This is a genomic window from Ekhidna sp. (assembly GCF_965247405.1).
GTDB lineage: Bacteria > Bacteroidota > Bacteroidia > Cytophagales > Cyclobacteriaceae > Ekhidna.
In genome coordinates, this window is sequence record NZ_OZ252014.1 from 3,655,370 (window position 1) to 3,671,120 (window position 15,751).

The 15,751-nt window shown below is 41.3% G+C and carries 16 protein-coding genes and 1 tRNA gene; 13 read left to right on the top strand and 4 right to left on the bottom strand.

The features are described from left to right. From ACP14Y_RS16955 to ACP14Y_RS17010, 12 genes are all read left to right on the top strand, one after another. Positions 1–906, top strand: coding sequence for a hypothetical protein (locus tag ACP14Y_RS16955; RefSeq protein WP_424964085.1), 906 nt, complete (start codon positions 1–3; stop codon positions 904–906). Further along, a complete protein-coding gene (locus tag ACP14Y_RS16960; RefSeq protein WP_424964086.1) occupies positions 903–2,012 on the top strand; it encodes a glycosyltransferase in 1,110 nt (369 codons plus the stop codon). The genes ACP14Y_RS16955 and ACP14Y_RS16960 overlap by 4 nt, the downstream gene beginning before the upstream one ends. After that, positions 2,009–2,260 (top strand): transporter, encoded by a 252-nt coding sequence (locus tag ACP14Y_RS16965; protein WP_424964087.1) that lies wholly within the window; start codon positions 2,009–2,011, stop codon positions 2,258–2,260. The genes ACP14Y_RS16960 and ACP14Y_RS16965 overlap by 4 nt, the downstream gene beginning before the upstream one ends. After that, positions 2,257–3,444: a PP2C family protein-serine/threonine phosphatase gene (locus ACP14Y_RS16970; protein WP_424964088.1), complete on the top strand. Its 1,188-nt coding sequence runs from the start codon at positions 2,257–2,259 to the stop codon at positions 3,442–3,444. Before ACP14Y_RS16965 ends, ACP14Y_RS16970 begins: the two co-directional genes overlap by 4 nt. Further along, positions 3,441–4,058: a polysaccharide deacetylase family protein gene (locus tag ACP14Y_RS16975; protein WP_424964089.1), complete on the top strand. Its 618-nt coding sequence runs from the start codon at positions 3,441–3,443 to the stop codon at positions 4,056–4,058. The genes ACP14Y_RS16970 and ACP14Y_RS16975 overlap by 4 nt, the downstream gene beginning before the upstream one ends. 239 nt (positions 4,059–4,297) lie before the next feature. Next, a complete protein-coding gene (locus ACP14Y_RS16980; protein ID WP_424964090.1) occupies positions 4,298–5,074 on the top strand; it encodes a TatD family hydrolase in 777 nt (258 codons plus the stop codon). Beyond that, positions 5,071–6,135: an asparaginase gene (locus ACP14Y_RS16985; protein ID WP_424964091.1), complete on the top strand. Its 1,065-nt coding sequence runs from the start codon at positions 5,071–5,073 to the stop codon at positions 6,133–6,135. The genes ACP14Y_RS16980 and ACP14Y_RS16985 overlap by 4 nt, the downstream gene beginning before the upstream one ends. Before the next feature lie 90 nt (positions 6,136–6,225). After that, positions 6,226–6,313 (top strand) — tRNA-Ser (locus tag ACP14Y_RS16990). A gap of 142 nt (positions 6,314–6,455) precedes the next feature. Then, a complete protein-coding gene (locus tag ACP14Y_RS16995; protein WP_424964092.1) occupies positions 6,456–7,286 on the top strand; it encodes a MotA/TolQ/ExbB proton channel family protein in 831 nt (276 codons plus the stop codon). 21 nt (positions 7,287–7,307) lie between these two features. Then, a complete protein-coding gene (locus ACP14Y_RS17000) occupies positions 7,308–7,610 on the top strand; it encodes a hypothetical protein (protein ID WP_424964093.1) in 303 nt (100 codons plus the stop codon). After that, positions 7,610–8,230 (top strand): ExbD/TolR family protein, encoded by a 621-nt coding sequence (locus tag ACP14Y_RS17005; protein WP_424964094.1) that lies wholly within the window; start codon positions 7,610–7,612, stop codon positions 8,228–8,230. The genes ACP14Y_RS17000 and ACP14Y_RS17005 overlap by 1 nt, the downstream gene beginning before the upstream one ends. 8 nt (positions 8,231–8,238) lie before the next feature. Then, a complete protein-coding gene (locus ACP14Y_RS17010; protein ID WP_424964095.1) occupies positions 8,239–8,700 on the top strand; it encodes an ExbD/TolR family protein in 462 nt (153 codons plus the stop codon). Between the two features lie 158 nt (positions 8,701–8,858). Here the strand turns inward: ACP14Y_RS17010 and ACP14Y_RS17015 are convergent, their stop codons facing one another. Genes ACP14Y_RS17015 through tsaD form a run of 4 tightly spaced genes read right to left on the bottom strand, consistent with a single transcriptional unit; the run spans position 8,859 to position 11,231 of the window. After that, the gene (locus tag ACP14Y_RS17015; protein ID WP_424964096.1) at positions 8,859–9,209 is read right to left on the bottom strand and encodes a hypothetical protein; all 351 of its coding nucleotides are present in this window, start codon (positions 9,207–9,209) and stop codon (positions 8,859–8,861) included. Between the two features lie 14 nt (positions 9,210–9,223). Then, positions 9,224–9,733, bottom strand: coding sequence for an HNH endonuclease (locus ACP14Y_RS17020; RefSeq protein ID WP_424964097.1), 510 nt, complete (start codon positions 9,731–9,733; stop codon positions 9,224–9,226). Positions 9,734–9,738: 5 nt separating this feature from the next. Continuing rightward, positions 9,739–10,206 carry an SsrA-binding protein SmpB gene (smpB, locus tag ACP14Y_RS17025; RefSeq protein ID WP_424964098.1) on the bottom strand — a complete coding sequence of 156 codons (468 nt, stop codon included), beginning with the start codon at positions 10,204–10,206 and terminating at the stop codon, positions 9,739–9,741. A gap of 23 nt (positions 10,207–10,229) precedes the next feature. Beyond that, positions 10,230–11,231, bottom strand: coding sequence for a tRNA (adenosine(37)-N6)-threonylcarbamoyltransferase complex transferase subunit TsaD (tsaD, locus tag ACP14Y_RS17030; RefSeq protein WP_424964099.1), 1,002 nt, complete (start codon positions 11,229–11,231; stop codon positions 10,230–10,232). 105 nt (positions 11,232–11,336) lie between these two features. Here tsaD and ACP14Y_RS17035 point away from each other — a divergent pair, with 105 nt between their 5' ends. Further along, entirely contained in the window at positions 11,337–15,737 is a 4,401-nt protein-coding gene (locus ACP14Y_RS17035) for a translocation/assembly module TamB domain-containing protein (protein WP_424964100.1), read from the top strand. Positions 15,738–15,751 lie beyond the last annotated feature (14 nt).

Below are 15,751 nucleotides of genomic sequence, written 5' to 3' on the forward strand. Positions count from 1 at the left end.
ATGCAAATTAAGAACAACCGTGCAAACTACCTTCAAAACCGCTGGATCATTGGGTTGATAAAACTATTGGTATTAGCTGGCTGCCTCTTTTTCATCATCACTAAACTTCAGGATCAATCTATCAATCTTGATGAATTTATATGGCCTGCTTCATTCGGGTTTATCATTGGTCTGGTCCTGTTGTTGATGGTTTTTAATTGGTATCTGGAAGCATTGCGATGGAAAGTATCTCTGCAGCCCTTCGAGGCAATTACCATAAAAAATGCCTGGCAGGTTATTCTGGGTGGACTGGCACTAAACTGGGTGCTGCCATTTACCTCAGGGGATTTGCTGGCTCGAATCTCTCAACAGCAGGACAAGTATCAAACCACTTCAGCGGCCATGCTGAACAGGGGGATCATGCTGTGCTTTACATTGATTCTTGGAATTTATGGGATGAGCAAGGTAGCTATGGAATATGAAGTGAATGGATGGTTCGCGCTGTTATTGATATTTAGTTATCCAGTCTTTCGCTGGTTATTTAAAAAATCTCTTAATCGATTTTTTGACTATTTCAGAAACATCGATCGTATCACCCTAATCAGGATCATTGGTCTTTCCCTTGCACGTTATTTGGTTTTCGTCTTTCAGTTTTATTTGTTGCTATCTTCCTTTTTGCCCGATTTATCAGCAGATCTTCTAGTTGCAGGAATTGGTTGGGTGTTTTTGATTCGTTCGGTTTTACCGCTGTTTTTTGGAGGGGTGGGTGTGCGGGAGGCATCCGGTATTGTTTTCTTTGAGCCGTACGTATCGAATCTCCAACTCGTCATCATACCCATTTTTTTGATCTGGATGATAAATACCGTTTTGCCTTCTATCGTTGGTTTGATTTTTGTCTTCCAATTTAGGGTTAACATTGCGCGATGATCTTTTTGATTGGCGCATTTACTGTTTTGCACATTTTCTTTTACCTGAGGCTGGCATTTGGGTGGAGAAAAATTCCATTGGTTTATAGGAACGAAGGCCTTATTCCTTTCTCCGTGATTATTCCTGTGCGGAATGAGGAACACGCAATCGGTCAAATCCTGAAGCATTTGAACAAGCAGGATTATCCAAGTGAGCTGTTCGAAGTGATTGTAGTGGATGACTTTTCAGATGATGGCACGGTTGACCTGATTCTGCAATCAATGGACGCACTGGATATTAATATCCGTTTGGTTCAACTTAATGATAAAAGCAATCAAGGTAAAAAACATGCACTCACTGCTGGAGTAAAGGCAGCTGATCATGAAACCATTCTTACGACCGATGCTGACTGCTGGTTTGGAGAGCGCTGGATACGGTCTTACAACGATACCTTTGATGAAACCACCAATATGGTAGCAGGTCCTGTTGCCATTAGGGGAGAAGGGCTGTTTGCTCGATTGCAGCAAGTAGAGTTCTCAGGATTGATGGGATTTGGTGCTGTCACTATCTCAGAAGAAAACCCAAGCATGTGTAGCGGGGCAAACTTAGGTTTCAGAAAACGTGCGTTTGAAGAGGTAGGAGGCTACACAGATAACTTGTTTACTCCTTCAGGTGACGATGAGTTTTTGCTATTCAATATCATGCGAAAGTTTCCACATTCCACCAAGTTCATGAAGACTCAGGATGGTATTGTGAGTACGTTGGCACATACAAACCTTGGTGCGTTTATCAATCAACGAACCCGATGGACAAGCAAATGGAAGCACAATAAAAACAGGCGGGTAAGAATAAGTGCGGTTTTGTTTTTCCTGGATTATCTCTTTTTCTATGTAGCTGTGGTTGGTGCATTTACTGGTTGGTTCAATCAATTCTTAATCGGGGGAATCGTGATGTTCCGATTCGTCTCGATGTTCGCATTCGTTGCTCCAATCAATCGGTTTTTGAAAGGGAAAGGCGCCTTTGGGCCACTGATGATCTTTCAAATTATTTATCCGCTCCATGTACTATTCATGGGCATGAATTCTATCTTTGGCTCGTATACCTGGAAAGGAAGAAGATATAGATGACCGATGAAGAATTTGATATTATTGATGAACTGTATTTCGTTACAGCTTATACAGACTTGAAGGAGGCGACCGATTTATCTGATGCTGAGCTTAAAGAAAATCTGATCCAGATGGCAATGAAGGGATGGGTGAGGGTGTATAAATCTGTGGATGAGGAATCAGAATTGGATAAGCTGGATTTTGATAATTATCAATCATTCTTCTATCTGGCATCCAAAAAAGGACTATTTGAACACAATACTCAATGAAGGAAACCTCATTGGACATAAAAGACCTGCAATTAAATGCACTCCTTGAGGTGACTCAGGCGGTCAATAACAACCTGCCCGAAGATGACTTGCTCAAAATCTATAAGTTTACTTTGCTGGCGGATCTGAAAATCAATAAGCTGGCGCTGTATACTCAGAGGGAAGCAAATTGGATATGTAGGGTAAATTTTGGCACCAAAAACAATCTGATCGGAAGCCCTCTTCCGGAAGAGTACATGGAGCTTAAAAATCAGATGGGATTGGTAGAAACTTCCTTTGATGAATTTGATGCAGTATTTCCCGTGTATCATAAAAACAAATTGCTTGCCGTCGTATTCATTGAGTCAGATTCTGAGTTGGGCGTTCAAAACCGATTCCTCAATGCCCTGACAAACATTATTCTGGTGGCCATCGAAAATAAACGTCTGGCCCGTCAGCAGATGGAGCAGGAAGCTTATCGCAGGGAGTTGGAGATTGCTAAGAAGGTCCAAAATTTCTTGTTTCCTAAAGAGCTTCCTAAAATAGAACGACTTCAGATCGAGGCGTTTTACCTGCCACATCATGATGTGGGTGGGGATTACTACGACTACATCCAGATTGATGAGAATAAGTTTTTGGCTTGTATTGCTGATGTTTCGGGGAAAGGAGTGCCAGCTGCACTATTGATGTCAAACTTTCAAGCGTCTCTTCGCGCACTGGTAAGACAAACTAAGAACCTGAAAGAGATTATCGAAGAGCTAAATCTTACGACATATGTAAGTGGAAACGCTGAGAACTTCATTACCTTTTTTGCGGGCATTTATGACTTTAAAACAAAGGAGCTGGAGTATATCAACTGTGGTCATAATGAAATCATCCTAAAGCATGGTGATACGATCGAACTGTTAAATGACGGAACAACGGTGCTGGGTATGTTTGATCCGCTCCCATTTATTGAAACGAAAAAACTTTCGAGCCTTGACGAGTTTTTTCTATTTACCTACACCGATGGGTTAACGGAAACCTTTAATGAGAAAGATGAGGCTTTCGAATTTGATCGACTACTTGAAATTTTAAAAGGGGAATGTCCCAAAGATCTTTCTGAGTTTCACAACCAGATTCTGGAAGCCCTGAATACATTTAAAGGAAGTCGTTCATTTCATGATGACATCACAATGCTTTCCTGCCGCATTCAAAACAAATGAGGCGGCACTATCAAACACCCTGGATTACCAGAATGTGGTATCCATCATTAATTTGGAACATTCCATCACAAGATTCTATCTACTTGACTTTCGATGATGGGCCGACACCTGAAGTAACAGAATGGGTACTGGATCAATTGAATCAAGCAGACGCAAAAGCAACATTTTTTTGTCTTGGTAAACAGATGGAAGAGCACCCTGAAATTGGTAGAAAAATCATTTCTCAAGGTCATCAGGTCGGAAACCATACCTACAGCCATTTAAAAGGCTGGAAGACGAAAGATGCTCGTTACTTAGAAGATGTGAGGCTAGGAGAGGAGGTAATGAAAGAGGTTGGAGTTGGAAACAACCTATTCCGGCCACCATACGGTCGAATTAAGAAAAGTCAGATAAGTAGGTTGGATCGTCAAATTATAATGTGGAGTCATCTTTCCTGGGATTTTGATCCAAATCTGAATGTGAGTGAATCCATTGCCAGATTAAAACAAGCCAGACCAGGGAGTATTCTTGTCTTCCACGATAGTCAGAAGTCTTTTAAAAACCTCAAAGCGATTCTTCCTGAGATTCTTGCACATTTTCAAGCAAAAGGCTTCAAATTCGAGGCTATATTTTAGAATTTGAAGTTAGGAATTGTAAATTCTTTTCAAAAATGACATTAAAGGTCTCCTCTTGGGAGTGGTCAGACGCTTCTGAGGAGGTGGGTCGATATAATAGCAGTCACTTTTTGAACTGAATTCAATAAAAAAGAAAACAATTTTTTTGAACCCACCCCTACCCCTCCAGAGAGGGGATTTTAAGGTGTTTCCTTTTTTATTGGACTCATGATATGTAAAGCACTTTGAATTCGCAGACAATGATTGACACGCACGCACATATATATCTGGAGCATTTTGAGGAGGATCTGGATGAGGTCATTGACCGGGCACTTGAGGCAGGTGTAGAGAAAATTTTACTGCCGAACATTGATAGTACCTCCATTGATTCGATGTTGAAGCTGGAGGAAAAGTATCCTAATATCTGTTATCCCATGATGGGGTTGCATCCTTGCTCAGTTAAAGAGGATTTCGAAAAGGAGCTTCAATTGGTAGAGGATTGGTTTTCCAAACGATCATTTCTGGCAGTTGGGGAGATGGGAACGGATTTGTACTGGGATAAAACCTTCTGGGAGCAGCAAAAAGAAGCTTTTCATTTTCAGTGCGCGCTTGCATTAAGATTCGATCTTCCAATCGTGATCCATTGTCGGGAGACCATTGACCAGACCATCGACTTGGTGCGACAGTATGAGGGAAAAGGTTTGAAGGGTGTCTTTCACTGTTTTACGGGCACAATGGATCAAGCCAGACAAATTATCGACCAAGGTTTCTACCTGGGGCTTGGAGGTGTAAGCACGTTCAAAAATGGGGGTATGGATCAGGTTATTCCTCATTTAGATCGATCTAAAATCATTCTGGAGACAGACAGTCCCTACCTTACACCCACACCTCACCGAGGCAAGCGAAACGAACCCGCTTACGTTTCATTGGTTGCTGATAAAGTGTCAGAATATCTCCACATGACCAAAGAAGAGCTGGATTCATTGACCACAGCTAATGCAAATGCGTTATTTTTCCCGGCTGAAAAAGCAGGATGAAATATAAAATCGTAAATATCAATGAGACGGGTGAACGGTCTGTGCTGATAATATATACGGGCGGTACTTTCGGCATGATCCAGGATGAAAGCGGCTCTTTGGCACCATTCAACTTTGGAAAGGTGGTTGAGCGTGTGCCTGAGCTACGTCAGCTGGATATCCGTCTGACGGTGATTTCTTTTCCTACTCCCCTCGATTCTTCCAATATCCTAATCCAGGATTGGAAAGACATGGCTTACATCATAGAGGAAAACTATGAGCAGTACGATGCATTTGTCGTGCTGCATGGAACTGATACCATGGCATACTCCGCATCTATGCTTAGCTATATGCTGGAAGGACTGAACAAGCCGGTTATTTTCACAGGAGCACAGATGCCCATTGGTTCCATCAGATCGGATGCCAGGGAAAACCTGATTACCGCATTGGAGATCGCCTCAGCACATACCGATGGTATTCCGATTGTGAGTGAGGTCTGCGTTTATTTCAATTATCGATTACTTCGTGGCTCCCGGTCACAAAAATTGAGAAGCAGTACGTTTGCAGCCTTTGAATCTGAGAACTATCCGGTTTTGGCAGATGCAGGTATAGAGATCGAATTCAATTATGCCGCACTTGAACCATATAATCCCAAATCTGAACTTAAAGTCCAGAATCAACTGGATCCTAATGTGATCATCCTCAAGATTTTTCCAGGAATCACAGAGCATGCGGTAAAGGCCATTTTAGGTGATCCTGAAGTAAAAGGCGTGGTGTTAGAATCATTTGGTTCAGGAAATATCATGAAATTCGATTGGTTTATTAAATGTCTGAGGCAAGCGATTGAAGGAGGAAAAATCATTTTGAATGTAAGCCAGTGTGTGGGCGGAGAAGTAGAGCAGGGGAAGTATGAGACCAGTAAAGGACTTAATCGAATAGGGGTTTTAAGTGGCGGAGACATTACTACTGAGGCTGCAATTACAAAAATGATGTTTTTACTGGGCCGGGAAACTGATAAAGATCGGTTAAAGCACCAATTAACTCATTCTTTGGCAGGTGAAATGGATTCTGTGTGGGAATGAATGGCGGAGAATGCCTTGATGTTGGGATAAAACTTGCATAAAGGTATTTTTCATGATTTATTTGTAGCCCGTCAAAAAGTGGCGGTCTACAGAGAGGTGGCCGAGTGGTCGAAGGCGCACGCCTGGAAAGTGTGTATACCCCAAAAGGGTATCGAGGGTTCGAATCCCTTCCTCTCTGCGATTTTTGCAGAGACATTTTCTGTGGAATTCGACAATTTTTTATGAGTGGTGCGAATTTTGTGGGAATGAAAATGCAAATTTGGATTTACTAAAACTTAAATATTTAACTAAACCGAAGACTTAACTTACAAGACTGAATTATGAAAAAGTTATTGACTCTCTTAATGTTGGCAGGTGTATTTACCTTCAGTGCTACGGCACAGGGTTTTTCTGACTCTGACTCTACTGAGGTAGATTCTGCAGCTGTTGACACAACACAGGCGGAAGAAGTATACGAAGAGCCTGTAGAAGAAATCGCTGAAATTGTTGCGCCTGTAGAAGAGCCAGCAGGATCAAAAGGATTTCACCAAGTAGTAAAAGAACAATTCATCGATGGTGGACCAACTTTCATGGGTATCGTTCTTGCATGTTTGATTCTTGGTTTAGCTATCGCTATCGAGAGAATCATTCACCTTAACATGGCATCAACTAATACGAAGAAGCTTCTTGCTGATGTAGAAGATGCATTAAATGCAGGTGGACCAGATGCAGCGAAAGAAGTTTGCAGAAACACCAGAGGACCTGTTGCATCAATCTTTACTCAGGGACTAATGAGAATGTCTGAAGGAGTAGAGATGGTTGAGAAGTCAATCATTGCATACGGATCTGTAGAGATGGGTAAACTAGAAAGAGGCATGATCTGGATCTCTCTTTTCATCTCCTTAGCACCGATGCTTGGTTTCATGGGTACAGTAATTGGTATGATCGAGGCTTTCGACGCGATTGCAGAAGCTGGTGACGTATCTCCTGCTCTTGTGGCTAGTGGTATCAAAGTAGCACTTTTGACAACTGTTGGTGGTTTGATTGTGGCTGTAATCCTTCAGCTTTTCTACAACTACCTTGTTTCTAAAGTAGATTCAATCGTGAACAGCATGGAAGATGCATCTATCTCATTGGTAGACCTTCTTGTGAAGCACAATCTTTCTAAGTAATCATCTAAATAGATTTAGACTATGGTAGATGTTGGATTATTTATAGCATACATATTGATTGGCGTGTGCGTTCTTGCTGCGGTAGGAATGCCATTGTCCAAGGCAATAGGAGATCCTGAATCACTTAAGAAGATGGGGATCGGAGTAGGAGGAGTTCTTGTTGTTTTCTTAATCTCGTTTTTCATATCGAGTGGAGAAAACTCAGGTGAAGTATCAGAAACTACGGCGAAGCTGGTAGGCGCAGGATTGACTACATTTTACATTCTTGCGATTGGAGCTATTGCCGGAATCGTATATACAGAAATTAAAAAAGCAGCTGAATAATGGCGAGGAATAAAGATAGAGGCACTCCCGAAGTGAGTTCAGGCTCTATGGCAGACATTGCCTTCCTTTTGCTCATTTTCTTCCTGGTAACAACCACGATTGCAAATGACAAGGGGATTTTGATGCAGCTGCCTCCTCCACCAGAACCAGATCAGCCTGAAATTGAATTTCAGGAGCGAAATATCTTTAAGATATTGGCAAACTCTAACGATCAGCTTTTGGTAGAGAATGAGCCGTATAATAAACCTTTCTCTGAGTTGAAAGAAGAAGTAAAGGCGTTTGTATTGAATTTTGGTAATCCGGATGAAGAAGGTATTGCTGTTTATAACAGCTTGCCAGGTTCATTGAAAGCCAAAGCCAGACAAAGGCCAGAGTCTTCTGACCATCCAAAGAAAGCAGTGGTATCGTTCAAAGCAAACAGAGGTACTAGCTATGAGCTTTATATAGATGTATTGGATGCTGTTCAGGCAGCTTACAATGAAATCTATGCAGAGCGAGTGGGTATTACTGCGCAGGAATTCCTTGAGCTGGATCAGAGCAAGGACGTGCAGAAAAGAATGTACCAACAAGCTAGAGCGGGTATTCCTAAGGCGATCTCAATTGCAGAACCGGATAAATAAGAATTACTATGTCGAAGTTTAAGAAAAAATCAAGCGCATCACAGGATATACCTACGGCAGCATTGCCGGATATTATCTTCATGCTTTTGTTCTTCTTCATGGTAACCACTGTGATGAGAGAGCAGGAGATTTTAGTAAAGCAGGTTCTTCCAAAGGCTGAGCAACTTTCTAAGATTCAGAAGAAATCGTTGGTGAGTCATATCTACATCGGGGAGCCAAAGAACATTGGTACTTACGGTGAAGAACCAAGGATTCAGACGAATGATGTATTCATGGAGCCAGATGAATTAACTCTTTTTGTAAACCAGGAAAAGGATAAACTTTCCGAGGCAGAGAGAGATAGAATTACGATGGCACTGAATATAGATTCTGAAGTGAAAATGGGTATTGTCTCTGACGTAGAACAGACCCTTAGAAAGTCAAATGCTCGTAAAATTCTTTACAAGTCTTTGAAAGGCATTCAAGATTAAAATAACTTTTTCAGTATACATAAAACCCTGACCATTTGGTCAGGGTTTTTTTGTGAGCTTAAACTTTTGATAGTCAAAAGTCCCATTCTGAACGAATGTGAACAATCTTTACAATTTTACTATCTGAATTTAATAGTTGAGAGTCTTTTGAGACTATCCTATTCATTCAATTGCTTCTTCTTTTCTTTCAGCCATTGCTCATATTCCTTCTTAGCTTCATCAAGCGCATCTTCCAGTTCTTTCTTGGTGGCTTTTCGAAGTTTGTCTGCCTCATCAATAATCTTTTCACGTTGTTTTTGGAGCTTCCTGAGTGCCTTCTCTACATCTCTTTTGGCATCTTCAGCTGCCTCCTTTGAATCTTCTTTCAATTGCTGAATCTCTTCTTCCAGTTCTTTCTTTCTTTCCTCATATCGTTCCAGCGCTTCTTCTCGTTCAGATTCCTTTTCCTCCTGCTGTGGATTGCATGCTAGCACTGCTGTTGCAATCAAAATATAACTTAAATACTTCATGTCGATTTGTTTCTTTACGCACTTGCTCGTTTTGGATTCAAAAATGGCGCCCATTCATCACGATAAACTCCAGTGTTCATTTTAAGAAATGTAAGGTAGGAGGGCTTTACGGGTGCCTTTAAAAGTTTCATTCCCACTTTATCCAACGCATAATCACTTTTCTTTGAATTACATTTTTTGCAGGCAGTCACCAGATTGGTCCAGGTAGATTTCCCACCTTTGGATCTTGGGATCACATGATCGATGGTTAGATCTCTGGAGGTGCCACAATATTGACATTTACCACCATCTCTTTTGAAAATGTTATGCCGACTCATCACTACTCCTTTGTAAGGAATGCTGATGTAGTATTTGATTTTGATCACGGAAGGAAACGGAAAAGAATCACTAACCGATCTCAGTTGCCTGTTTTCAACTCCGGAGATCAAATCAGCTTTTTTGAGAAACATAAGCAGAAATGCACGCTGTACTGAACATACGGTAAGAGGAGTATAATCTTGATTAAGTACCAGTACAGTATTCATAGTTTCTAGATTTTCATACGTTCAAGTTCACGTTTCTGATCCTTCTTTTTAATGCTTTCTCGCTTATCATATATTTTCTTTCCTTTCGCCAGGGCGATTTCCAGTTTGGCCAGTCCTCTGCTGTTGATGTAAACCCGAACAGGTACAATGGTCAATCCCTTTTCCTCCGTCTTTGCCTTGAATTTTTCGAGCTCTTTTTTCTTCAACAAAAGCTTTCGGTCACGTGTCATCTCATGACTTTCAAAACTCGCCTGTGAATAGGGAGAGATATTCATGCCTTTGATGTAAAGCTCTTCTTTTTTGAAATAGCAATACGCTTCCTGTATGCTGGCTTTTCCTTCACGTAAGGATTTGATCTCAGTTCCCTTCAGCATAATGCCTGCCTCCACTTTTTCCACAAATTCAAATTCATAGCTCGCCTTGCGGTTTTTTATTTGAATGTTGTTAGAAAACCTGTTTTTATCCTTAGTCATAGTTTAAATATATAATAGAGTCATCAAAATGGCATACGAGGCAGTGGACTGTCAGTCAGCTCTCCAAACGCTTTATGTTCATAAAGCAAGTGTCCGCTAATCGCAATCATACCTGCATTGTCTGTGCAATATTGAAAGTCCGGTATGAATATCTCCCAACCATTTATTTCGGATTCCTGTTCCAGGGCTTGCCTCAAACCACGATTGGCAGAAACACCACCGGCTATTGCAATCTGCGTGATTTTTTCCTGTTTCGCTGCTTTTACAAGCTTATCCATCAGCATGTTGATCAACGTATGCTGAATGCTTGCCGCCAGGTCATTCAGATTTTGCTCAATGAAATTTTCATCTCTTTGAACCTGTTTTCTTAGAAAATAGAGAATAGACGTTTTAATGCCACTAAATGAATAATCCAGATCGGGCATTTCTGATTGAGCAAACGGGAATTTGTTGGGATCACCTGCTTTTGAAAGCTTATCAATCATTGGGCCACCGGGGTATGGCAGACCCAAAAGCTTAGCAGCTTTATCAAAAGCCTCACCTACAGCGTCATCTTGTGTCTGTCCCAGAATAATCATATCCGTTGCGCCATTGACCCGAAGAATCTGTGTATGTCCGCCACTTACCGTCAGGCAGATAAATGGATAGGAGGGCCTTGGATCATCGATAAAATGAGCCAGGACGTGAGCCTTCATATGATGGACAGGGATGAGCGGTATGTCCAGCGATGCGGCCATAGATTTAGCAAAGCTGGATCCGATCAATAATGCCCCCAATAGTCCGGGTCCTCGCGTATATGCAATCCCATCCAGGTCTTTTACGTTAATATCTGCGTGAGTGAGCACATGATCAACAACTGGCACGATATTTCTTTGATGTTCCCGTGAGGCAAGCTCGGGCACTACACCTCCGTACTGCTCATGAATTGCTTGGCTCGCAATTTCATTATTGATTACTTTGCCGTTGATACAGACAGATGCTGAAGTTTCGTCGCAAGAAGACTCGATACCAAGAATAACCGCCACCGCTTTTTTTTGAAGGCCAAGATAACGATAACGCAAGTTCGCAGAGTGCTCTGGAAGATTTTTTCGGGGGTTTTCTTCTATTCTTTGATGTTACTGCTAGTGGTGATGCTTCTTTTACAGCTTCGGCCCGTACAGACGTTTCTGGCTCAAAAGGTACTTGAAGGAGTTTCTGAAAAGACTAATCATGATATATCCCTCAGCAGGGTAAAGATATCCTGGCTGGATCGAGCCAACCTTGAGGATATTTTAATTAAAGATTTGGAGAATGATACATTGATTTACTCCGGCAACTTATCTGTTAATTATGAGATTTCAGACTTGATTAATGGGAATTATCTAAATGTAGAGGAGATCGAATCACAGAAGCTACGGCTTAAGCTGATTAAATATGATAGTGGGAGCAAGCTCAATCTTTCACAGTTTTTAGATGCCTTAAAGAAAGATACGGTTAAAAAGGAGTCAAAGCCTCTTTACATAGATCAAATTACGCTTTCTAATCTGCACCTTAGTCTGCAGGATAAAAGCAAACAACTAAGCCCGAATAAGTTAGATTTCGCAAACCTCAATTTCAGTATTCCGGATTTTGCAGTCAGTGAACTGGCCGTTGAATCAGATACCATCTCTGGGAATATTTTTGAGATGACGGGTGTGGAGCGCAACTCGAATTTCACAATAACAGAGTTTGCTACTAAGTTTCAATTTAGCAATCAAGCACTTAGTATCGATGATCTGGAGTTTCGTACCCCAACTAGCCATATCACCGATAGTCTGGAATTTTTTTACAATGGACTGGATGATTTTGGCAGCTTTGTAGACAGTGTATCTTTTATTCTTCATTTCAAAGATTCTAAAATATCACGCAAAGATTTTAAGATAGTCACCGGCATGGATCAGGTAAAAGCGGATATTACCATTGATGGAATCATATGGGGTACCGTGGGTGATTTCAATATCGAGGAGACCCAATTTGGTTATGGTGAATCGTATTTTGTGGGTGGAGTCAGCTGTTTTGGGTTGCCGAATATTTCTCAGACTTTTGTTCTTGCGGACCTCACTGATTCGCACATCCTACCCAGGGACCTGAGACCTTATATTGGAGCATATGCTGATAATCTTGAGCAGATGGGAAAGATCGATTTCACAGGAAGTTTTGCCGGCTTTCTCAAGGATTTCGTAGCACGTGGTGACTTTATTACCAATCAGGGTTCTGTACATACAGACATCAACCTGAAAATCCCTCAAGACCCTAATCAGATGTCTTATACTGGTAACCTTGAGTTTAAAGAAGTAAACGTTGGGGCTTTCTTAAAAAATGATATTCTCCAACGGGTAAATCTGAAAGCTTCAATTAACGGAAAAGGGATAACACCTGATAACGCAGATTTTCAACTAAAGGCATTGATCTATCAAAGTGGTCTAAGGGGCTATGTTTACGATACTATTGAAGCTGAGGGAAAGTTTGCTAAAAACTTTTTTGAGGGTGATTTTGGAATTCATGATCCTAATTGCGACCTGTTAGGTAAGGCTCAGGTGGATTTCAGAGATGAAGTTGAGATTTTGGATGTAGAGATGGACGTGAAGGAATTTAATCCGAAAGCATTGAATCTTACCACCAGATCCATTTCTTCCTATGGTAAAATTCAAGTGAATGTTGTGGATCTTGACCTGGATAATTTTGTAGGGAAACTTAAAATTGATTCAGGGCTTCTTACTTTGGGTGGAAAGCAAGTGGTGTTGGATTCAATTAGGTTCAGTGCTGATTACCAGGCAGACAGTGCAAGATTGGTAAAAGTGGCTTTCCCGGGCTTCCAATCTGCGCTTGAGGGAAAGTTTAAAATTTCTGACCTGATCAAGGATGTTCCAATAATGGCTGCTGAATACGCTGAAAAGTTGCAGTTACTCAAAGATACGGTAGATGCCGAGGCAGGAAGTGGGGAAGATTACAAGCTTACTCTGAATGCCACTGTCGATAATATTTCTAGCTATCTTGATTCACTAAGGTTACCCGTTTCTATGGGTGGAAAAACCGTGATTGAATCCTCATATAGACAAAGTAAGAATGTCAACATCTCACTTTTCATGGAGGCAGACACTTTTTTTATAGGAGGAAACATCTTTCATCACCCCATTCTTGAAATTTATGGTTCCAAGGAATTAGATTCTTCTGGAATACTAACCAGTTTCTTATTCCAGTCTGAGAAACAGGAATTTGCGGGGATGCCCAATACTGAGGATTTGCTGCTAGAGGGAGTCTGGTATGACAATAATATTGATTTGACAACTTTAATTAGCCAGCCAGCCACGAGTAGTAATATCCGATTGGAGAGTGCTATTAAACTACATTCTGATTCTCTGACTCTAAAAATGTTGCCGTCTGAGATTAAGCTCTTGGATGATAACTGGACTTTCAATCCCACGAATCAGGTCGTAATTACAAGACAAAAAACAGCTATTACTAATCTGGAAATTTATGATTCCAGTGAATCTATTTCTGTTCAGGGAGTCTATGCAGACTCCATTCCAACCTCAATAGAGATTATCACGGAGGATCTAAATATGAATAAGGCAAGCCTGTTCTCCGGAGAGACTGTTGGAGGCTTTCTGAATGGTAATTTCAGGGTCTTTCGCCAAGACAGTGGTGAAGCATTCAAATTTGATGGGGGGTTCCTGCTGAAGAATCTCGAGTACGGATCGCTGGAGGTTGGGGATGTGAGCGGATCTTCCCGATGGAATCCATCGGACAAGAGCGTATATACCAAAGTGGAAGTGGAACGAAAAAATATAAATGCTATTCGGATAGAAGGTTTTTATTATCCAACTGCAGCCGCCAATCAGCTTGATTTTGACGTCAAATTTGATGACGCGGAATTGAAAATGGGGGAACCATTTTTGCAGGAAAACTTTGATGAAATAGAAGGAATAGCAGGTGGGTCACTGAAAGTTTCCGGGACGGTGGACAGCCCCAAGGTAGTAGGTAACTGCAATATTCAAAACGGAGGGGTGACCATCAAATATTTGAATACGCATTACAAGTTCGATGGTCGGATTGATTTTGATCCAACTCAGATTCGATTAGTTAATTTCGACCTCGTCGATCGAAAAGGGTCGAACGCAATTGTTTCAGGTTACATCAGCCATCAGTCATTCAGCAATCTTGTGACAAACATGACCATTCGGGCTAACAATTTTGAATTTCTGAATACTACATCAATTGATAACAACCTTTATTATGGCTCTGCATACGGAACCGGAACCATTGATGTAACCGGTCCATTAAATGATTTGAATATTAAAGCCAATATTACAACAGAGGCCGATACACGATTCTTCGTACCGATATCGGAAGGAACCAATGTTGGACAGGAGGAATATATTTCATTTGTTGATTTTCAGGATACCACAAGAATAGTAGCAGAGGATGACTTTAATATCTCAGGTCTTACCTTGGATTTTGATATTGAGGTGACACCAGATGCCTATTGCGAGTTGATTTTTGATATTAAGACTGGAGATATCATTCGTGGAAGAGGACGTGGTAACTTGAAATTACGACTAGACACGGATGGGGAGTTCAATATGTTTGGACCTCTTGAAATCACCGAAGGAGCCTATAATTTCACAGTTCCTAATCTGTTAAACAAAGAATTCGAAGTGGTTCCAGGTAGTCGCATTACCTGGTATGGCGATCCATATAATGCTACTTTAGATCTGGACGCCACCTACCTGCAACGCGCGTCTTTCGAAGAGCTTGATAATCCTGCAGAGCAGGATCCAAACCTACTTGCCAATAAAGTGCCGATTCTGGTGATACTGAGAATACAAGGAGGAATGCTTTCGCCGGAAATTGATTTCGATCTCGAGCTTCAAAATGAATCAGATGCTTCGCAGGACAACATTCCGCTACTTTCACAAATCACCAGCGATGAACAAGAGCTGAAGAGACAAGTGATCAGCTTACTCTTCTTGAAGCGTTTTTCTCCAAGGCAGAGTTTCACACTGAGTGGAGGAGGTAGTGTGGGCAACAGTGTGAGTGAGTTTCTATCTAGTCAGGTTAGCTATCTGGTTAGCCAGATTGACGAAAACCTGGAAGTGGAAGTAAACCTTGCTGATTTAAATAGTGATGCGTTCAATACTTTTCAGTTGCGCTTTGCTTATACCTTTTTAGACGGCCGGCTGAAGGTGACTCGTGGTGGAGATTTTGGTAATCAAAATGATCAGAACGATAATGTGCTCAACGATATCGTAGGTGATTGGTCAGTGGAGTACAGCTTAACTAAAGATGGCAGACTGAGAGCAAAAGTCTTTAGAAACACGAATCAGCGCATTCAGATTAACGATAATCAGCAAAACCAGGAAACAGGTATCAGTTTAAGATTCGTCCATTCATTTAATGACCTTACAGAACTCCTAACCATGAAAAGAAATGAAGCTCTACTCAGAAGAGAGGATGAGAGAGAGGAAGATCAGGAAGGTACAAATTCAGAGATAAAAGACTCAACGAAGTAGTTTTAGTCTATTGC